General features: G+C 54.3%; 15 protein-coding genes. 5 read left to right on the top strand and 10 right to left on the bottom strand.

Annotated features, from left to right (window positions below; all coding sequences use genetic code 11):
• Positions 1-199 precede the first annotated feature (199 nt).
• Positions 200-1,123, bottom strand: a complete 924-nt coding sequence (locus RW65_RS19120; RefSeq protein WP_039058414.1) for a hypothetical protein — start codon at positions 1,121-1,123, stop codon at positions 200-202.
• A gap of 396 nt (positions 1,124-1,519) precedes the next feature.
• Between RW65_RS19120 and RW65_RS19125 the strand changes: the two genes are divergently transcribed.
• Positions 1,520-2,140 (top strand): response regulator transcription factor, encoded by a 621-nt coding sequence (locus tag RW65_RS19125; protein ID WP_039058415.1) that lies wholly within the window; start codon positions 1,520-1,522, stop codon positions 2,138-2,140.
• Here RW65_RS19125 and RW65_RS19130 read toward each other — a convergent pair.
• From RW65_RS19130 to RW65_RS19145, 5 genes are read right to left on the bottom strand one after another with little or no spacing between them, the layout of a single operon-like run.
• Positions 2,137-7,689: a trifunctional serine/threonine-protein kinase/ATP-binding protein/sensor histidine kinase gene (locus tag RW65_RS19130; protein ID WP_039058416.1), complete on the bottom strand. Its 5,553-nt coding sequence runs from the start codon at positions 7,687-7,689 to the stop codon at positions 2,137-2,139. The genes RW65_RS19125 and RW65_RS19130 overlap by 4 nt on opposite strands.
• Complete coding sequence (locus tag RW65_RS19135; RefSeq protein ID WP_039058417.1) at positions 7,686-8,072, bottom strand: response regulator transcription factor; 387 nt, start codon at positions 8,070-8,072, stop codon at positions 7,686-7,688. Before RW65_RS19135 ends, RW65_RS19130 begins: the two co-directional genes overlap by 4 nt.
• Positions 8,073-8,075: 3 nt before the next feature.
• Positions 8,076-8,351, bottom strand: a complete 276-nt coding sequence (locus tag RW65_RS19140; RefSeq protein ID WP_039058418.1) for a XapX domain-containing protein — start codon at positions 8,349-8,351, stop codon at positions 8,076-8,078.
• A gap of 4 nt (positions 8,352-8,355) precedes the next feature.
• Positions 8,356-8,526, bottom strand: coding sequence for a DUF1427 family protein (locus RW65_RS22255; protein WP_072037795.1), 171 nt, complete (start codon positions 8,524-8,526; stop codon positions 8,356-8,358).
• A 55-nt stretch (positions 8,527-8,581) separates the two neighbouring features.
• Positions 8,582-9,268: a hydrolase gene (locus tag RW65_RS19145; protein WP_039058419.1), complete on the bottom strand. Its 687-nt coding sequence runs from the start codon at positions 9,266-9,268 to the stop codon at positions 8,582-8,584.
• Positions 9,269-9,500: 232 nt separating this feature from the next.
• Here RW65_RS19145 and RW65_RS19150 point away from each other — a divergent pair, with 232 nt between their 5' ends.
• From RW65_RS19150 to RW65_RS19165, 4 genes are read left to right on the top strand one after another with little or no spacing between them, the layout of a single operon-like run.
• Complete coding sequence (locus RW65_RS19150) at positions 9,501-11,375, top strand: amidohydrolase (RefSeq protein WP_039058420.1); 1,875 nt, start codon at positions 9,501-9,503, stop codon at positions 11,373-11,375.
• Positions 11,376-11,379: 4 nt separating this feature from the next.
• A complete protein-coding gene (locus RW65_RS19155) occupies positions 11,380-11,796 on the top strand; it encodes a DoxX family protein (protein WP_039058447.1) in 417 nt (138 codons plus the stop codon).
• Positions 11,793-13,424: an MFS transporter gene (locus RW65_RS19160; RefSeq protein WP_039058421.1), complete on the top strand. Its 1,632-nt coding sequence runs from the start codon at positions 11,793-11,795 to the stop codon at positions 13,422-13,424. Before RW65_RS19155 ends, RW65_RS19160 begins: the two co-directional genes overlap by 4 nt.
• A 41-nt stretch (positions 13,425-13,465) precedes the next feature.
• A complete protein-coding gene (locus RW65_RS19165) occupies positions 13,466-14,287 on the top strand; it encodes an alpha/beta fold hydrolase (protein ID WP_039058423.1) in 822 nt (273 codons plus the stop codon).
• Positions 14,288-14,342: 55 nt separating this feature from the next.
• On the opposite strand, the gene RW65_RS19170 is transcribed toward RW65_RS19165, so the two are convergent.
• From RW65_RS19170 to RW65_RS19185, 4 genes are all read right to left on the bottom strand, one after another.
• Entirely contained in the window at positions 14,343-15,620 is a 1,278-nt protein-coding gene (locus RW65_RS19170) for a hypothetical protein (RefSeq protein ID WP_052250346.1), read from the bottom strand.
• Positions 15,617-17,980 carry a TcfC E-set like domain-containing protein gene (locus RW65_RS19175; RefSeq protein WP_231564416.1) on the bottom strand — a complete coding sequence of 788 codons (2,364 nt, stop codon included), beginning with the start codon at positions 17,978-17,980 and terminating at the stop codon, positions 15,617-15,619. Before RW65_RS19175 ends, RW65_RS19170 begins: the two co-directional genes overlap by 4 nt.
• A 128-nt stretch (positions 17,981-18,108) precedes the next feature.
• Complete coding sequence (locus RW65_RS19180) at positions 18,109-18,639, bottom strand: CS1 type fimbrial major subunit (RefSeq protein WP_197058908.1); 531 nt, start codon at positions 18,637-18,639, stop codon at positions 18,109-18,111.
• 72 nt (positions 18,640-18,711) lie between these two features.
• On the bottom strand, positions 18,712-19,470 hold the full coding sequence (locus RW65_RS19185) for a hypothetical protein (RefSeq protein WP_039058425.1): 759 nt from the start codon (positions 19,468-19,470) through the stop codon (positions 18,712-18,714).
• Positions 19,471-19,489 lie beyond the last annotated feature (19 nt).

Below are 19,489 nucleotides of genomic sequence, written 5' to 3' on the forward strand. Positions count from 1 at the left end.
GATGGAGACACTCGCGCAGGGCGGGTAAAAGGTGACGGCGTTAGGCGTGGAGGCAAGGGTTATCAGCGGCATTGTGCGTGCCCTGGCTTCACTTTTTATTGTCTTGACGTTCTGTGTCTCCCGCCCCTTTGCACCCCACGCAGTTTTCCCGTTAATGGCTGCATGACAGATATTTCAACTTTTTAAAATTTTAAGCTTGTCATACTTCGATTTCCACACCTACTTCGATTTCCACACCTACATCGATTTCCACACCTACTTCGGTTTCCACTCCTGCTTCGGTTTCCACAAAAATATGGACGGGTTGCGGGTTCAATTGAAAGGTTTGTGTAAGATCGAAATTCCTGGCTAAAGTATGCATTAACATCTCATAGCAACAACTTCCATTGGTGGGCAATGCATATATACCTTTGTTAACATCAAAAAAATATAAACATTGTTCATAGTTGATAATAACTGATACATGGGGAAATGCTTTCTCCTCAGGCACGTCAGTCTCTAACCGGGTAGACATGATCAACGCTTTATTCTCATAAGCATCAGGAGTGTTTAACATACTATCTATCGTGCTTTTTGCTTCTATGGCATCGTAAAGCGAATAACGTAATTTATTTTCCTTTTCATGGTTGTATTTTCGCAACATTGAGAGGTATTTTTCCTGTGAATTAAGCACCCTAATGGTCTTTTGTTTTTTATCGATTATATCCAGAGAAAAATGATTATAAGATGAATGCGCTTTATGTAAAAAGTTGCTAAATTCGTAGAACTGACGCACCTCTTCCAGTGGGAAATTGAGTATGTTAGCGCTATTTGCAGCATTTAAAAAGGTCTCTTGTATTTTTAATCTGCTGGGATCGCTTAACACTGTATTTTGTGAATTTAAATATTTGTGATTTTTAAGTAAGTTATCTTGCATACGAAGTTTATGCACGTCGGCGATGTCCATCTCATTCTGTTTTTTGTTTTTTCCGGCATACCTTAATAACTCACAAGACCAATAGAGACTAGCGCCAAAACAAAGCCCGGTATTTTGTTGCATTAAATTAAGATAGCGTGCATATATGCCCTGAATATTTATTGCAAGGGTGTCTCTTTTAAGGGATTGTCTTTTCACTCTGTGCATAATGCTGTTCCTCTCGCTGCAAATAAAGTTAAGCTAGTTATCCTCTATAGAGAGGGGAAGTGATTAATTATGAAGCTTTATGATTCTGCTTAAATTAATTGCAAATATTCTCTGAGGATAGAGTTTGGCGTTAGTTATTGTCTTGATTAAGTAGAAAGCAACAATTTATCCGGCTGTTTGAGAGGGCAATCTGCAGGAAGCCGCACGCTGCTTTGCGTTGCGACATTGGGGCTGCGTAGTGCAACGCCATTCTAAACTTTAGTAAGAGGAATAAAAGCCTACTGAAGTTAAGGAAATAATCAGTGATTTCATCTAGTTATTTTTTATGTTATTTCTATTTGCCCCGCATATCAAACGTCCGGCTTTCCACAAAGGCCCTGGATGAGGCTCAAAATAATGGAACCTATTGTATATATTGTTGATGATGATAACGCCGTCAGACGCGCGATCGTTCGTCTGCTGGCAGCAGAAGGTTACCGCGCCCTTGATTTTGCCTCCGCGGAGGCGTTCCTCGCCCACCCGTTGGTTACGGTGCCCGCCTGTTTGATTCTCGATTTGAATATGCCGGTGGCGGATGGTTTCGATGTCGCCAGTGCGCTTAAGGATCGCGGGCGCGCCCTGCCGATTATCTTTCTGACCGGTTATGGCACCATCCCGCTGACCGTGCAGGCGATGAAAGCCGGCGCGCGGGAGTTTTTGACCAAGCCCGTAGAGTCAGAGCGTCTGCTGGGTGCCGTTGCCGATGCCCTCAATGTCGCCGCGCAGGAATTTGACCAGCAGCAGGAACAATTTGCCCTGCGCCAGCGCCATTTATCCCTGACGCCGCGCGAGCAGGAAGTGTTTGAATTGGCGATCAGCGGCCTGTTGAACAAACAGATCGCGGCGGAACTCGGCGTGAGCGAAATTACCGTCAAAGTGCATCGCCGCCGGGTGATGGACAAAATGCAGGCCCGCTCGCTGGCGGATCTGGTGCATGCCGCCGGCCACCTGCAGATCGCCAAATCCCGCAGCCGTTAATCCTCTGCCAGCGGTAAGGTAAAGGCAAACACGCTGCCGAAAGGCAGCCTTGATTGCGCGCTCAGGGTGCCGTTGTGCCGTTCAATAATCGCATGGCTGATAGTCAGCCCCATGCCCATTCCCTGCGTTTTAGTGGTATAGAACGACTCAAAGAGCCGGGATTGCACAGCCGCATCCATGCCGCTACCGGTATCGGCAATCTGGCATATCACTTCCTGCGGACCCGGTGAAAGTGTTGAAAGGGTTAATACGCGAGGACGCGAATCGATCTCCGCCATCGCTTCTACGGCGTTCATCACCAGGTTAAGCAGCACCTGCTGGATCTGCACGCTGTCGCCATAAATAAAAGGGTTATCTGCATCCAGCGCATATTCAACAGCGATATCCCGCCGCGCCAGTTCGCTGCGTGAAAGGGTCATAATATGGCGCAGCAAAAAATGCAGGTCTATACGCTCGAACACCGGTTCCTGTCTGCGCGTCAGCGCCTGCAGGCTGCGGATCACCTCCCCGGCGCGCTGCCCTTCGCTGATAATCTCCTCCAGCCCGACGCGCACATTATCCACGGGGATCGGCGAACGATTGAGCCAGCGCAGGCTGGCACCGGCGTTGGAGACTATCGACATCAGCGGCTGGTTAATCTCATGGGCAATCGACGAGGTTAATTGCCCGACGGTGGTCGCACGGGAAACACGCGCCAGCTCGGCCTGGGCAATACGCGCCGCATCTTCACTTTGCCGCTGGGCGGTGATATCGGTAATGGTGCCAAAATATTCATGCACTTCATCGCCGGTGCACACCGGATCGCCAATGCCAAGAATATAGCGGCACGCACCATCGCTACGGATAATGCGAAATTCAGCCTGCATGGTTAGACCTTGCGCCACGCTGCGGGTCACCAGCGCACTGATATGCGGATGATCGTCCGGATGGACAAACGTTAAAAACTCCGCCATTGAGATAAGCTCACGCTCCTCATCAATGCCGAGGATGCGCGCATACTCATCGGACATATGCATTAGATCCTGCGCAAGCTCCCAGCGCCAGGTTCCGGTGTGGCTAATTTGCTCGCCTAACATCAGCGATGTTTGGCTGGCGCGCAGCTCTTTTTCAACGCGCCGACGCTGAACGTTCTCCTCCACCAGCTTGGTGTACAGCCGCGCGGTTTCCAGCGAAACCGCAGCATGGGCACCGAGCAAATTGACCACTCTCGACTGTCCAGCGGTAAACATCTCCGGCATCAGGCGGTTTTCCAGATATAAAACGCCCACGAGCCGCGCCTGTTTAAACATCGGTACGCACATCACCGCCGCCCCGGAAGAAATTAAATACGCATCCTGGCTAAACGGGCTGTACTCTTCCGGCCTGCCGGTGCGGATCTCCTGCCCCGTGCGGATCACCGCCGCCAGCACGGATAACGGCATATCCGTAGCCGTCGGGATCTCTTTCAGCACCCGCACAATCACCCCCTCGTGGCTGGAGTGCGCGCTGGCTTCGATTTCCGGAATATTGTCGTCGAGCACGCGAATCAATAAGCCGCGCTGGGCACCGGCGCGTTCCAGCAGCATGGTCATCAGGATCTGAATCAGCCGTTCGAGGTTGATCTCCTCTGAAAGCGCGCGCGAGGCTTTGATAATGCTTTGCAGATCGCGGATTTCATCGTTCTGCGCAAAGGCGATCGTGTCATAAGGCGTGCTTTCGCCCGGTGTGAAAAGATGGGGATGTTCATGCTGCAAATGACGCACTTTTGCCTGCGCGCCCGTGCGTCCCCACGCCGCCATCGCCCCGCGAAAATAGGCGTCTGCCGCCGTCTGAAAACCGCAGGAGAGCGCGAAACGCCCCGCCAGCTCATGGGCCAGCCCGTTGCTCGGGTTAAACCCCCCTTCGCGCGACAGGCGGATAGCCTTTTCATACTGTTCCAGCGCAATGCTGTTCATACCGTCAAGACGCACAATTTCCGCATACACCAGCGCTTCTTTATCGCTAAACGTACCGGGATTGACGCGTGCCCAGCGGGCAATTTTATTGTAATGCTCGTTTAAGCGCAGACGGTGTTCGGCGGAAAACGTCTCCGGGGTCAGCTGCATCGACAGTGCCAGCGCGCTGTAGAGATGATAATCAAGCTGACTGATATGACCCGGTGCAGACCACAGGTGAATCCCGGCTTTTTGCAGGCACTGTTCAGCCTGAACATAGGCTCCGGAAAGGAAACGCGCCATGCCCATATAGAGCCAGAACCAGAAATGGATGGTCGCAGGCGGTTTTTGTGGCAACAGCTCGTGAGGCAGGATCTCGTCGTCGCTAAACATCCCTTCTGGTTGACGCAGATACTCGACAAAGTGACGTTGTAACAACAGAATATGATCCATATCGGAGAAACCCGTGGCGCGCACAAAGGCCAGCGCGCGATCGATAGCGTCCCTTACGGTATCAAGATGGTCGCCACGGCTCAGGGAATTCACCACCTGACGGAAGGTGGCAATACAGGCAATGGTTAAATCGCCGTTGGCGACCGCGGCGGTAAAACAGGCGTTGGCACACTCGACGCTGCGCGACAGCGGCTGGGTCCAGACGCTGCTGCGCCCGACTGCCAACAAGGTTTTAGCGGCAAAGCCCTGTAATTCGTGACGCTTTACCAACTCCTGGGCCAGCGCGCCGTAGCGAAAACCAAGTTCATACTCTTCATAGCGTTCCCCGAGCAGCACGCCAAACCAGGCCAGCGCCGGGGTCGATGCACCGGTTAATCCGCGTTCAAGAGTCAGATTCAGCATCTGGCACAGCAACAGAAAATGCAGACGCGGGCAGATAAAGCTGGCGTATAAACTGGCGCTGGCCAGCAGATTCATCAGGGCGTCGGTTTCCTGGTGATTCATACGCGGCAGCGCCATAAACAGGCGCGATGGATTATCACCGATCCGCGCATAAATCGCCTGCCACGCCGCATCACACTCTGCTTCATCGGCGTAACGGTGAATATCAATGCCGAACACCGTCAGCCAGCCGAGGGTCGTTTCCAGCGCCAGTTGATAACCGGACTGGCGAATATGTACTTCAGCCAGCAGCGTGGCGGCCTGCGCTTTTTCCGCCAGCCCGCCGGGAGACGCCAGCAGGCGTTCGCACAGTCCGCGGGCGGTTGCCAGATTACCCAGTAAAAATTCACAGGCGGTCTCTTCCAGAGAACGGGCAAAATCGCAGGGTGTATCGGCGTTATCCAACCGTTTTGCCTGGTGTAAATAGTTCAGTGCCGAGGCGTAATCGCCGGTGCGTTTGGCCCGCCGGGCTGCCAGAAGCGAAAGCTCAATAAAGCGCTGCCGCTGTGTTTGCGGGATCGCCTCAATCGCTTCTGCCGCTTCGGCCATATGGTGCAGGGTTCGAAACAGCACTTCATTGCCAGGAGCCTGTTCCGCCGTTTGCGCCAACAGCGTGGCGGTCGTCAAATGCAACTGGCGACGATGTTCTGGTGTTAGCAGCGCGCGGGCGGCCTCATAAATACGTTCATGGAAAAATGTGTACGCATCGGCGTTGAGCGTAATCAAATGCAGCGCTACCGCCGGATGCAGCCGGTAGCCGATCTCACTCTTATCGCAGCCGAGCACGCGGCTTAGCAGCGGAATGTCCCCTGCGCTGCCCAGACAGGCCATACAGCCGAGTAGCGATTGTGTTTCGGGCGGCATATGTACCAGCTGTTGCAGCAGCAGATCGGGCATGTTTTCGCTGTAATAGCGGGCGCTAATGGTCTGCAGATCATATTGCCACTTGCCCTGATGGCTACTGTGAGTGACCAGACCCTCTTCAATAATGCGTTTCGAGAACTCATGAACATACAACGGATTGCCGCCGGTTTTCTCGTGGACAAGTTTTGCCAGATCGGCAATGGAGGCGGTCCGGGTCTGGAAAATCGCCGCCAGCCAGCGCGCAATTGCTTTGGTCGACAGCGGCTGCGGCACACAGGTAATAACCCGGTTGGCGGCGCTGCACAGGCGCGTTAACGCCGCGGCGAAAGTAGCATCCTCTAAGGAAGCCAAATCCTGGTGAGAAACCACCATTAATAACGGTACCGCATGACTGTGTTGTAACAGATATTCCAGCAGTTGCAGGCTGGCGTCATCGATCCAGTGCAGATTATCAATCAGGATGATTAACGGGCAGCCCGGCGTCGCCAGCACATTTATCAGCCGCAGCATCATGGCGTTAAAGCGTGCGCGTGTATCGAGGGATAAGGTCTCGGCGGCCGCACCGGATTTAGCGTCAATCAGTAGCCCCAGCTCCGGCACGAAGCTGACCGCCAGCGATTCATAGCCTGCCAGCGCATTATTGAGCCGGACTTTCCAGCGCGCCACCTCTTCGGCGGGCAATCCCAGCAGATGCAATACCAGCGAGCGAAAAGCGCGGCTCAGCACGCCTAACGGCATCACGGAGGCATTCTGTTCCACTTTGCCCAGCGCAATAAGCGTCGGGCGGGTGTGAAACGCCTTCAGCGAGGAGGCCATTAACGACGATTTACCCATCCCGGTAGGACCGCTGAGGGTGACCAGCGTTTGTGTACCGCTTTGCACCACCGCATCGAGGGCCTGCGCCAGCTCTTTGGCTTGCGGATGAGCGCGATAGAGCGTGTTGGCAAAGTGCAGACCTGGCGATCTATCCTGCAAACCCGGCGTAAACGGGGCGATATCGCCCTCTCTGCTTAGCGTTGCCTGGCAGCGGCGTAAATCCGCTATTAAGCCATCAACGGTCTGATAGCGTTTGTCCGGCGATTTGGCCAATAACTTTAGTACTATCGTCGACAGCATTTCCGGCAGCCCTGCGCGCGAAAGATGCGGCGCAGCCGGTTCGGAGGCAATATGGTGCAACACCCATTCCGCCTGCCCGCCTTCACTAAGATCGAATGGCCGCGTGCCCGTCAGCAGTTCATACAACACAATTCCCAGGCTGTAGAGGTCGCTGCGGCTGTCCACGGCATGATGGGTGCGGGCGGTATGTTCCGGCGACATATACGCCAGCGTCCCGCCGGCCGCCGGCAGCCAGCTCTGCGCCAGTTCGCCAGCGGTGCTGGTGGTAAGGCCGAATCCGCCGAGGCGACAGCCGTCGTCGCTGAGAAAGATATTGCCCGGTTTGATATCGCCATGGATCAGATTGTGACGGTGCATCTGGCGCAACGGCGCGCAAATGCGCAGCGTCAGTTCAAGCCAGTCGTCGACAGAAGGGACAGGCTGGCCGGTCAGGCGCGTCAGCGGTTTAAAGGTAAAGAAGGGATAGACCAGCGCCATACGGCCATGATATTGCGTGCTGGCGACGGGCTTGATCGCCCATGCGCTGTCAAGGTGCGGACAGAGGGTTAATTCATGGTTCAGCAGCAGGCTGGCACTCGGTTCGGCATCGTCGCTCACCGCCGTGGCAAGGATAAAGGCATCGCTGGCCCATGGATAATGGGCATTCATCCAGATAATGCTGCCTTCCTGCGCCAGCGGCGTGTAGATGGCACCGTCCTGTAGCGTAAACGGCTGGTTTTCGCCCACCAGCCGGGGCCAATTAGGTAATGCCTGTTCGGTCATGGCCTGGTTTCACCCCGCAACAGCACCCGTGAAATATGATTGAGCAGTACGTCGATATCGATCGGTTTATGTAAAAAAGCAACGGCACCGGGCTGTCCCGCGAACCGTTGCCAGGTTTCATCATCATGGCCGGAGATAAAGATTACCGGCGGTGGACAGGGGCTGAGCTGCAGCTTTTCGAACAGCGCCGCCCCGCTCATCCCTTTCAGTTTAATGTCGGCGATCACTAGCGCCGTCAGCCGCTGCGAGTGACCATCGTTAAGAAATGCCTCAGCGGACGCGAAGGTCAGCGTGGCATAGCCCTCAGAGAGCAGCAAATTACTTAACCCACTGCGTACGGACGGTTCATCATCAATAATGGCAATACGCAGGGAGTGCGTCATTCGTTATCCTCGGGCATCTTTCCGACGCGCCGTTGTGTCCGGCGGTTCAGGCTGCGGCGTACCGCTAATTTTTGGCACACACTCATGGCGAAACCATGCCATGGTTAACGGCTGTCGGGCAAGTAACCGGCGGGTAATGGGAACAATTTGCTCCCCCACCAGCATGCCGAACAGCCCCAGCAGTGCGATAACCGGCGGTGCCGGGGAGCGCGTCCCCAGTAAAGCATAAATCCCTCCGGCCAGAAGCCCGACCAGGAGGGATACAATCCATGATTTCATTTTTTTACCCCGCAGCGGCGTGCGTTATCAGTACGCTGACGAGTTGTTCACCGAGCAACATGCCCAGCAACCCCACCAGCGCAATGGCGGGCGGCGCGGGCGATCGTACCTTTAGCAAGGCGTACATCACGCCAATCAGCACGCCGGCGGCGAAAGAGATAAGGCCGATACTCATCGCGCTCTCCTGCAATAGTTGGCGGCTGACCGGCGTACACCGGCCAGCCAGCGGATTACTTCGCCGCTACCGGTGCCAGCGTACGATGGCCTGGTTTCGCACGAGAAGGCGCTTTATGCACCATGGTGTAAGCGTAATCAACGCCCATACCGTAGGCACCGGAATGCTCTTTAACGATGTTCATTACCGCGTCGTAGGTTTCACGGTGCGCCCAGTCACGCTGCCACTCCAGCATCACCTGCTGCCAGGTCACCGGGATAACGCCAACCTGGATCATGCGCTGCATCGCGAAATCGTGGGCTTCTTTCGAGGTGCCGCCGGAAGCGTCCGCGACCATATAAATTTCATAGTCGCCTTCGAGAATGGCGCACAGGGAGAAGGAGTTGTTGCACACTTCGGTCCACAAACCGGCAACCACCACTTTACGCTTGCCGTTCGCCGCCAGCGCATCACGCACTTTCTGGTCGTCCCAGGAGTTCATTGACGTGCGTTCCAGAATATCCTTCTCCGGGAACACATCCAGCAGTTCAGGATAGGTGTTGCCGGAGAAGCTTTCGGTTTCTACGGTGGTGATGATCGTCGGAATGTTAAACACCTTCGCGGCTTTCGCCAGCGCCACGGTGTTGTTTTTCAGTACCTGACGGTCGATTGACTGCACGCCAAACGCCATCTGCGGCTGGTGATCGATAAAGATTAACTGACAGTTAGCCGGCGTCAGGAGTTCAAGTTTCGAGGTTGTCATATTAGCACCCATAGAGTTTAAGTGAGGAACGTTACGTTCAGACAGCAAATAACGCGTCATCGCTATCGTGGGCTGTATGTTAGGGGGCCTGTCCCGGCATAACTATTATCTGATGGTATAACTATCCTTTCGTATACCTATACGTTTGTATAACTGTTCATTCCTTCCCGGCGCTTAGCATAATCCTTCCAGACGTTTATCCGGCCCATGAGGTCGCCAGACTGGAGGAAGTATGGATTCGCTGGAACATGCAGAACTGATATTAACTAATGGCCGGTTTCACACCGTCGATCGTGAAAACCCCCTTGCCGATGCCGTGGCCATCCGCGACGGAAAATTTGTCCATGTCGGCACCGAAGCTGAAGCGATGGCCTGGCGCGGCGAGCGCACCAAAATAGTGGATCTGAAAGGCCATACGGGGATCCCCGGTCTGAATGACTCGCACCTGCACCTGATTCGCGGTGGGCTTAATTACAATCTTGAGCTTCGCTGGGAAGGCGTGCCGTCGCTGGCGGATGCCTTACGCATGCTGCAAGAACAGGCGCTGCGCACGCCGTCTCCGCAGTGGGTGCGCGTGGTCGGGGGCTGGACCGAATTCCAATTCGCCGAGCGCCGTATGCCGACCCTTGATGAAATAAACGCCGCCGCGCCGGACACGCCGGTATTTATCCTGCATTTGTACGATCGCGCCCTGCTCAACCGCGCGGCACTGAAAGCCGTGGGCTACACCAAAGAGACGCCCAACCCGCCGGGCGGTGAAATTCAGCGTGACAGCAACGGTAACCCAACCGGCATGCTGATTGCGCGTCCCAACGCGATGATCCTCTACGCCACGCTGGCGAAAGGGCCAAAACTGCCGCTGGAGCAGCAGGTGAACTCCACGCGTCAGTTTATGCGTGAGCTTAACCGCCTGGGACTGACCAGCGCCATTGACGCCGGCGGCGGTTTCCAGAACTACCCAGAAGATTATGAAGTCATTGCCGAGCTGCATAGCAAACAGCAGATGACGCTGCGCATTGCCTATAACCTCTTTACCCAGCGTCCGGGACATGAGCTGGAAGATTTCGAAAAATGGACCGATATGTTAACGCCGGGCCAGGGCAGCGACTTTTTCCGCCACAACGGCGCGGGTGAAATGCTGGTTTTCTCCGCCGCTGACTTTGAAGATTTCCTTGAGCCACGCCCGGATCTGGCACCCGGTATGGAAGATGAGCTGGAGCGCGTGGTGCGCCATCTCGTTGAGCATCGCTGGCCGTTCCGTCTGCACGCTACCTACAACGAATCCATCAGCCGCATGCTGGATGTGTTCGAAAAAGTGAACCGCGAGATCCCGTTTAACGGTCTGCACTGGTTCTTCGATCATGCGGAAACCATCACCGAAGCGAATATCGATCGTGTTAAAGCCCTCGGTGGCGGTATTGCGGTTCAGCATCGGATGGCGTTTCAGGGGGAATATTTCGCCGAGCGCTACGGTCAGCAGGCCACCAAACAGACGCCGCCGGTAGCGCGGATGCTGGAAGCCGGTGTGCCGGTTGGTCTGGGGACGGATGCGACACGCGTTGCCAGCTATAACCCGTGGACCGCGCTGTACTGGCTGGTATCCGGGCGTACCGTTGGCGGTATGCAAATGTACGATCACAGCGCGCGCCTCGATCGCGATACCGCCCTGCTGCTGTGGACGCAAGGCAGCGCATGGTTCTCCAGCGAACAGGGTAAAAAAGGCCAGATCAAAGCGGGCCAGCTGGCGGATCTCGCTATCCTCAGCAAAGACTACTTCCGCGTGCCGGAAGAGGAGATCAAAGGCATTGAGTCCGTGCTGACGGTAGTGGACGGCAAAATTGTTTATGCCGCCGGTGCGTTTGGTCCGCTGGCTCCGCCATCGATCCCGGTGCTGCCGGAGTGGTCGCCGGTGGTCAATGTGCCCGGTCATTACCGTAGCGCACCGCCGCAGGCGGCACGCGTGGGCCAGGCTTTTGGCGTACACCACTGTTCAGGTCCCTGTGGCGTACATGTTCATCAACACGATGTTGCACGCGGGTCGGCAATGCCGGTATCCGATGAGAACGCCTTCTGGGGCGCGCTCGGCTGCAGCTGCTTTGCGTTTTGATATCATGAAAACCTCAACCTTTTCAGCCATCACGCCCCGCATTGATGCGGGGCTGTTTTTCCTGCGCCTGACGGGCAGCCTGCTGCTGTTATATGTGCATGGCCTGCCGAAAGTGCTGCATTTCAGTCAGGAACTGGCGCATATCGAAGATCCCTTTGGCCTCGGTCCGTGGATGAGCCTGCTGCCGGCAATCGTTGCCGAAGTGGTGTGTCCGCTGCTGATCATTGCCGGTATTTATACCCGGCTGGCCTGCCTGCCGATCATCATTGTTCTGCTGGTCGCCATGCTGGTGGTACATGCGGACTGGTCGGTGGCCGAGGGGCAATTCGGCTGGCTGCTGCTGATTATCTTTACCACTTTGCTGTTAACCGGGCCGGGAAGCTGGCGGCCGGGGACGGCGGCGAAAGGAGCCATGGCATGACGCAACAAAACGAACTGCACGCAGCGGTGACAGTGTCACCTGTTGATGAGCCTGCCGCCACCGCCTCCGCATGGCAGCCGCTGCGCCAGCGCGTTTTTCGTATGCTGTGGCTGGCAACGGTGGTATCGAACGTAGGCTCATGGATGAGCGATATCGGCGTCAACTGGACGATGCTCTCTCTGAGCGCCGATCCGCTGGCGGTGGCGCTGGTGCAGGCCGCCAGCTCCCTGCCGATGTTTCTGTTTGTCTTACCGGCGGGCGTGCTGGCGGATATCGTTGAGCGGCGCAAAATCCTGCTGTTCGCCCAGGCCTGGACATTCTGCGCGGCGGGCGGGCTGGCGCTGCTCTCTTTTACCGATCACGTCACGCCGGAGATTCTGCTGGCGGCGACCTTTTTACTCAGTACCGGCGCGGCCCTCAGCTCCCCTGCTTTTCAGGCTGTCGTGCCGGATCTGGTGGATAAACATGAGCTGAGCCCGGCCATTGCTCTCAATTCGCTGGGGATTAACATCAGCCGGGCGATTGGTCCGGCGCTGGGCGGTTTGCTGCTCTCCTTTGCCGGGCCGTGGATGGTGTTTTTGCTCAACGCCCTGTCGGTGATGGGCGTGGCGTTTGTGCTGTTACGCTGGCAGCCGCAGGTGACCATTCAGCGCTTGCCGCCGGAGCACTTCTTTAGCGCTATTCGCGGCGGCCTGCGCTATGTCCATGCTGCGCCGGTGTTGCGCAATGTGCTGGCGCGTACGGTGGCGTTTTTCCTGTTCGGCAGCGCCGGCTGGGCGATGTTGCCGCTGGTGGCGCGCCGTGAACTGGGTCTTGGGCCTGGCGGCTACGGCCTGATGCTGGCCTGTATTGGCTTTGGCGCGATTTGTGGCGCGGTGCTATTGCCAAAACTGCGTAAACGACTGAATGCCGACCAGATGATGGTGGCTGCGAGCCTGCTCTTTGCCGCGACGATGCTGGCGCTGGCGTTTGTTCGCCAGGTCTGGCTGCTTAACGCCTGTGAATTTTTTACCGGCTTTGCATGGATTGCCGTTCTGTCGACTCTTAACGTCGGCGCGCAGCGCAGCGCGGCCCGCTGGGTGAAAGCGCGGGCGCTGGCGGTCTATCTGACGGTCTTTTTCGGTTCTATGACCGTCGGCAGCGCTATCTGGGGGAAACTGGCCTCTGAGTTCGGCGTGAGCTGGGCGCTGTGTGCCGCCACGGTGGGTATGGTGCTGGCCAGCGCCAGCGTTTTACGCTGGCGGCTGGAAAAAGATGCCGCGCTGGATCTCGATATCATTGCCCCGACCGCACAAGCGGACCTGGCTATTCCCCATGAGCGCGGCCCGGTAATGGTGAGCTGTGAATATCGCGTTGCGCCACAGGAAGCCCATGATTTTGTCGCGGCGATGCAGGAGATGCGCCGGGTGCGCAGACGTACCGGGGCAATGGGCTGGGGAGTGTATGAAGACGCGCATCATCCGGGGCTGTTTGTCGAAACCTGGGTAATGGGCTCGTGGATTGAACATTTGCGCCAGCATGAACGTCACACAGTTAACGACAAACTGATTAGAGAGCGCGTACTGGCGTTTCATCAGGGCGATGAGCCGCCGGTTATCCGGCATCTGGTTGCTCCCGCGCTTCGCTGAGCTACGCTTTAAAACACACAACACAACGAAGAGGTAAAGCAATGAGCACAATTAAAACGCAGGATGGTACTCAGATCTATTACAAAGACTGGGGCGCGGGTAAGCCGGTTCTTTTTAGCCACGGTTGGCCGTTAGATGGCGATATGTGGGACAGCCAGCTGAATTTTCTGGCTGAGCGCGGCTACCGCGTGATTGCGTTTGACCGCCGCGGCTTTGGTCGTTCCGATCAGCCGTGGGAAGGCTACAACTACGATACCTTTGCGTCCGACATTAACGATCTGATTAACCAACTGGATCTGCAGGATGTCACGCTGGTCGGTTTCTCGATGGGCGGCGGTGATGTGACCCGCTATATCGGCCGCTACGGCAGCGCGCGCGTGTCCGGTCTGGTACTGCTCGGCGCGGTGACGCCTATTTTCGGCAAAACCGACGATCATCCGCAGGGCGTTGATCAGAGCGTGTTTGACGGTATCAAACAGGGTCTGTTGAAAGACCGGGCGCAGTTTATCAGCGATTTCGCCACCCCGTTCTTTGGCCTCAACGCCGGGCAAAAAGTTTCTGACGGTGTACTGACGCAAACGCTGAATATCGCCCTGCTGGCATCGCTGAAAGGCACGCTGGACTGCGTGACCGCGTTCTCGCAAACGGATTTCCGCCCGGATGTGGCAAAAGTGGATGTGCCGACGCTGGTGATCCACGGCAGCAATGACCAGATTGTGCCGTTCGAAGCGACGGGTAAACTGTCGGCCGAGCTGATCAAAGGCGCCGAGCTGAAAGTGTATGAAAATGGTCCGCACGGCTTTGCCGTTACCCACCAGGATCAACTAAATAACGATCTGCTGGCGTTTTTGAATAAACTGTAATTGCCATACGCTAAGCAACTGCCCGATACGCGCTGCGTACCGGGCTTTTTTATATTCAGTAGATTTTAGGATCAAAAAACACCGTTACTGCGCCACGAAAAGTATCCGGTCGGTTTTTTAACATGGTGTCGACATCCCGCTGCGCAATGAGAAAATCAATGCTGCCGCTTCTGTCCTGACCAAATTCGCGGGTGGCAAAAACGTTTTTGGTTAAATCTTTTCCGACCGTCAGCGGACGTTTCACCACGGTCGCACCTGAAGAGATATCTTCTATATTGCTCGGTAGCGTCAGCAATGTCTGAACCGGAATTTGCTGTGAAGTGTTATCGCCTTTTAGCGCACATTGGTCCCCAACCTGCTCACTGCACTCTGTGTAAACAGTGAAGGTACCGGAGCTGGAAAGTTTAAAGTTGCTTCTACCGGTTAGCTGCGGGGTAATCTGCGAAACCATCCAGCGCTCCCAGTTAGCCTTGCCTTCATCTTCCGAACAAATGCGGCCCGCTGCGCAGGGCTGCAGGGTCACGTTCCGATCTTCAGGCGCAGTGGTAAGCATCAATTCGTGGTTAACGCTGAGGGTGAAGTTAATCGTCAATCCGGTGTGAGAAGGTGCTAAATTATCACCGAAATCAATATCGCCATTCGGCCCGACTGAGTATTTCAGCGTACCTTTATAGATACCAGACTCCATTTTTAAAGGATCGGGCGTTTGGATTTCATAACCGATACTGGTGGTATCGATTTGATAGGGTTCTCCCGTCAGGTCTACTTTGGCTATTTTGACACACGATACGTCACTTGCCGGCCATTTCCATATAAAGGAATATGCTCGGTTTGGTAAAGCGCCAACGCCAGAATAACCGCAGGGTTTAGGTTGGTTAACGAATGAGCTTCCTACCCATTTTGCCCAGTGTTCTTCTAAGCTCCAGTTTACCAACGTTCTGTATGTTGCTGAAAAGCCGTTAATTCTGAATTTGACAGTAGATGTGCGCAGGGAGGATTCGCTATTTGTAACGGTGACCTCTCGCCAGGCTCCCGGCATTTTAAAATACATACCCATTCGGGGTTCGGAATTGGCTTTAAAACCATCACTTACCAGAGACGCTGTTATCCCACCCATATCAATACTGAAGGTTTTATGTGCCGAGCACTGTGCGGGATAAGAGAGACAATAACCACCAGGCGGTGTGTCATTGGTAAAGGTATTATTTTGCGGATTCGCCATTGATGGTTCAAATGACGCTAAGATATTCATCTCTGCATCAGCCCCTATACATGCCGTACTGATGACGGATAAAGATATACCAGCAAGTATTCTCCATAATTTGCTCTTCATCTATTTTCCTCTGCTTCCACAACCTGGCAATTTATCTCATTAAGAAACTGTACTTTCTTACTGGTATCTCTATTTTCTGGTAACGTGCACTCCATTGCTGGCAGCTCTTTTCGCGCTTTAACCGTCAATATTTTATTTGTCAGCCCAGAGTCGACGGTAGCAACCCCTTCGCTGTTAATAAACCCTTCGGCCAAATCGCTTTTTACCGTACGGTTAACCAGCACATTGCCACTTTCATCCAGCAGAATGCCGACCAGCGTCATCGTCTGCCGCGCCTGCACTTTGATGTACTTCACGCTACCACGCTGCATTTGCATGCTGTCGCGCGGTGGGAATACCTGTAAACTCTCACCGCCGCTGGCGGTGAACTGCACGGTGTTCTTTTTCCACAGTTCTGCCGGCACAATATTACGTCCCGGCTTCAACCCTATTTCCGCCATCGGGCTGGAGGCAATCACATTAGCGTTTGGCGCATCCGTATCGATATCCACAATCAGGGCCGAATCCATGCCGCGCTGATTATTACCGTTCACCGAGGCCACTTTGCCGCCGCCGATGACCAGCGCCTGGCTCAGGTTGCCGCCGAGCGTTGAGGTATTTTCCCGTGAGCTGTGCTGTACAAAGCCGTCGGCACTGAGGTGCTGCGTATCGAAGGAACCATTCCCGTTGACCACGGTGTTGTTCGGACTGAACGAGACGCCTGCCCCGAGGCTGCGAAGAGCGCTGTTGTCCGGCTGCCATTGATAGTTGAGGCTGGAGAATGCTTCATCCTGATTCATGCCCGTTTCGGCAGACACAATGTGGTTCGCCGACGGCGCAAGAGAGATGCTAAGGCCAAATGACGCGCCATAATCCCGCTGGTTACCGTTAAAACCCGGTCGGTCATAGAGACTCAAGCGGAAATTCGCATCCCTGCCCCACAGCGTCGCCATCGTGGTTGTCGAGACGTCAACGCCTGCGCCGCGCCGCCATGCCGACTCCGTATACTGACCGTTTACGGTAAGAGAGGTGGACATCGGCAGACGTAATGACAGCGAGCCACCCCAGACATCGCCACGCTGGCGGGTTGTGGTGATATGACCGTAGTTGTCCGTCATGGTTGAACGCCAGAACAGGCTGGCGGAGCCGCCGCCAGGGATAGTGCGGTAGTAGCGAATATCTGTATTCTGGTTAGACATATAATCCATGTCGCCCAGCGTATACTGCGCGAAAATCGCGTCCTTCGGCGACAGCGTCAGATCCATGCGTAACCTGGCGTGATGCGCTTTTTCCGTTGCTGCTGCGCTGATGCCGAGTACCGCGCGTGGATGCGCCAGCAGATCGACGCCGCCGCCGACGGCAAACGGATTGTCCTCTTTTCGCCTTGCTGTGCCGGTGTCAAAGGTCCGGTGCTGCCCGCTCCAGAGGTTCATACGCCAGCGTCTGTCGGGGTTGTGCCAGCCCTGTGGCTTGTAAATCTGCGCCTGCTGCGTATCAACGGTCTGGCCGTTCTCAATAATTCTGATGGTGATATCGTAAATGCCACCCGGTAGCCGACGCGTATCAAGGGCCTGTACCCCTGCCTGCAACTGCTGGGTATAGATCATGCGACCATCGCGCCAGACTTCAGCAATCGACTGATTACGTCCGGTAATATAGACCGGCCAGGCGCTGACGGTGTCCCCATCGGCCAGCAGCGAATCGGAGGAGCCCCACATCGCTCCGATAACGGTATCAGAACCGAACCCCGTGGTCTGGACATTACTGGTATCGTTATCCGGGGTGAAAAAGCCCAGTCGAACGAAACTGCCCTGCAGCTCTTTTTGTGTGAACAGTTCGTAAAGGCCCGTATGGCTGTAATAACCATAATCACTTTCGCTACCGGTTGACTGGAAGGCGACCTTCTGGCTCCAGCCAGCCATGGATGAGGTAAGAGAGGAGTTTAACCCCCAGCTGCGGTAGTCACCCGAGTGCGTAAATGAGGCGTCGTTAAACATAATCATACCGGCAGGGGCATTCTCCGGTAGCGGAATCCACCTTGTAGAGGTTCTGGACTTTTCATAATGTGCAGTGAAAAGTTTAAGTGTGGATTGATCGAGACTGTACTGCACTTCCATCAAACCAGACGGGCACTGCTGAGTACATTTACCCACCCCGATCCCCTGCGATAATATGCCATTCCAGTAATCCCGTGCCTCGGCATCGGCATCCGGGGCATCATCCAGAATACGCAGCAGGCGAACGCTTCCGTCTTCATTAAGGGTGATGGCAGCATCAAACAAGCGGCTGTCATTGAGAAAGACCTGGACGATCATCTCGGCATCATAAAAATATTGCCTGAAATCTTCAGGAAGGCGGTGCATATTCGCCGCCAATGACATTTCTTTCCCCGATGCGATCAGAGGAAATAACATAAGAGTAAGCAGGCTTTTTTTCATAGTAAAAGCCACCACGGTTACGTAGTGGCCTCCCTTAATAATGAATCGTTAAGATAGAGAGATATTAAGGATTAAGGGGCTACTGCAGGTTCGAAAATAATACCCACGCTACCGGTGAAATCGCCGTTTACGGTCAATGGCTGATCGTTATCCTGAGCGATAATAAGTGAGGTTCGACCGCCGATTTTCGCGTCTGCATCACTCACAACGCTTATCGCCGTTTTGCTTAGCGCCACGTTGTTAAATTTCACTGACAGAGGAATAACATCGGGCCCGTTGGATAATTGCGGCTTGCCTGCAGAGTTGAGGTTACCGCTCAGCGTCGCCTGAATACCACCGGAAGTATTTTTAAACTGAAACTGTTTATCAAATACCTTGAGCTTACTGGTGGAAATATCATACCCCATATCCTGCTCCTGGTTAATCCAGCCTGAGTCGACAGGAATAACGTGAAAATCATCAGAAGGCACCGACGCTTTCAGCTGAATGGTATAACTTTCGATAGTATTCGCTGCTGCATGGGCTACCGCGCCGCCGAATGTTGTAGTGATAAACAGTGCTGCGACCATAGTTTTTTTCATGGCAGAAAAATTTGCGTTCATTATTAGTTATTCCTTGAGTGTGTTAAGTCCATCATTAATTAAGTGCTATCACCCTTAATTAATTTTCGGATATTAATAATTTAATACCCTTTTATTGTTTCCCTCGATAAGAGTGAAACTAATCTTATTGCCCGCGTTTCTTTTAACGACGTGGGTGCGGCCGGGAAGAATAATCTCACGCGTGGCGATACTACAATCCGTTCTCACCCCTTTACACTGGCGCAGGTCATCCAGCGCTATCGTGGCGTTTCCATCGTTGCTGATGGTAACGGCTTCGGCGGCTTTATCATTGATGACGGTTTTAAATGTCGGATTGTCGGGCTGTACGATAACTATCGTGCCATAACCCGTAAGTACGTTTAGCCCGGCGTGCAGTGTCTCCTTCCGGTACTGACTGATGGCTTCTTTATCCAGACCAAAACTGTCATCGGCTTCCGGTAACACAGGGGCAAATCTAACGCGGAAATACCTTTCGCGTTCGCGTTCGCCCGGCCAAAAAACGCGTACGACTGAAAATCCTGCCGGTGAAATAATAAGCCGCTGCGGCGTTACCAGTAGTCTGTTGCGTTCAAGCTTGCTCCCGGATAATTCCTTTTGCGGAACTTCTTCTTGCTGTTTATTTTTAGAAGGATCAATTTCCAGAATCTCAACGCGGACAAAAGCGGTTGAGTCGCCCGTATTATGAATACGTTTGGATATACTTTGTGATCCAGGTAAAATTATATCATACATGCTGCTAATACCAATTAGTGGCGCAGACGATACGGCAAAGGAAACGGTGGTAGCAATAATAAAGCTACTGATAACCGTTAATTTATTAATTAAGTGCATAACCTAACCTAAACACCTG

Origin of the sequence: Enterobacter sp. Bisph1, from assembly GCF_000814905.1 — a bacterium.
GTDB lineage: Bacteria > Pseudomonadota > Gammaproteobacteria > Enterobacterales > Enterobacteriaceae > Kosakonia.

Excerpts from the sequence above, each read along its gene's own strand:
- RW65_RS19140 (WP_039058418.1), bottom strand. The coding sequence starts at position 8,351 with ATGAAATCATGGATTGTATCCCTCCTGGTCGGGCTTCTGGCCGGAGGG.
- RW65_RS19145 (WP_039058419.1), bottom strand. The coding sequence starts at position 9,268 with ATGACAACCTCGAAACTTGAACTCCTGACGCCGGCTAACTGTCAGTTA.
- RW65_RS19185 (WP_039058425.1), bottom strand. The coding sequence starts at position 19,470 with ATGCACTTAATTAATAAATTAACGGTTATCAGTAGCTTTATTATTGCT.
- RW65_RS19150 (WP_039058420.1), top strand. The coding sequence starts at position 9,501 with ATGGATTCGCTGGAACATGCAGAACTGATATTAACTAATGGCCGGTTT.
- RW65_RS19130 (WP_039058416.1), bottom strand. The coding sequence starts at position 7,689 with ATGACCGAACAGGCATTACCTAATTGGCCCCGGCTGGTGGGCGAAAAC.
- RW65_RS19175 (WP_231564416.1), bottom strand. The coding sequence starts at position 17,980 with ATGTCATTGGCGGCGAATATGCACCGCCTTCCTGAAGATTTCAGGCAA.
- RW65_RS19170 (WP_052250346.1), bottom strand. The coding sequence starts at position 15,620 with ATGAAGAGCAAATTATGGAGAATACTTGCTGGTATATCTTTATCCGTC.
- RW65_RS19160 (WP_039058421.1), top strand. The coding sequence starts at position 11,793 with ATGACGCAACAAAACGAACTGCACGCAGCGGTGACAGTGTCACCTGTT.
- RW65_RS19125 (WP_039058415.1), top strand. The coding sequence starts at position 1,520 with ATGGAACCTATTGTATATATTGTTGATGATGATAACGCCGTCAGACGC.
- RW65_RS19120 (WP_039058414.1), bottom strand. The coding sequence starts at position 1,123 with ATGCACAGAGTGAAAAGACAATCCCTTAAAAGAGACACCCTTGCAATA.
- RW65_RS19180 (WP_197058908.1), bottom strand. The coding sequence starts at position 18,639 with ATGAACGCAAATTTTTCTGCCATGAAAAAAACTATGGTCGCAGCACTG.
- RW65_RS22255 (WP_072037795.1), bottom strand. The coding sequence starts at position 8,526 with ATGAGTATCGGCCTTATCTCTTTCGCCGCCGGCGTGCTGATTGGCGTG.
- RW65_RS19165 (WP_039058423.1), top strand. The coding sequence starts at position 13,466 with ATGAGCACAATTAAAACGCAGGATGGTACTCAGATCTATTACAAAGAC.
- RW65_RS19155 (WP_039058447.1), top strand. The coding sequence starts at position 11,380 with ATGAAAACCTCAACCTTTTCAGCCATCACGCCCCGCATTGATGCGGGG.
- RW65_RS19135 (WP_039058417.1), bottom strand. The coding sequence starts at position 8,072 with ATGACGCACTCCCTGCGTATTGCCATTATTGATGATGAACCGTCCGTA.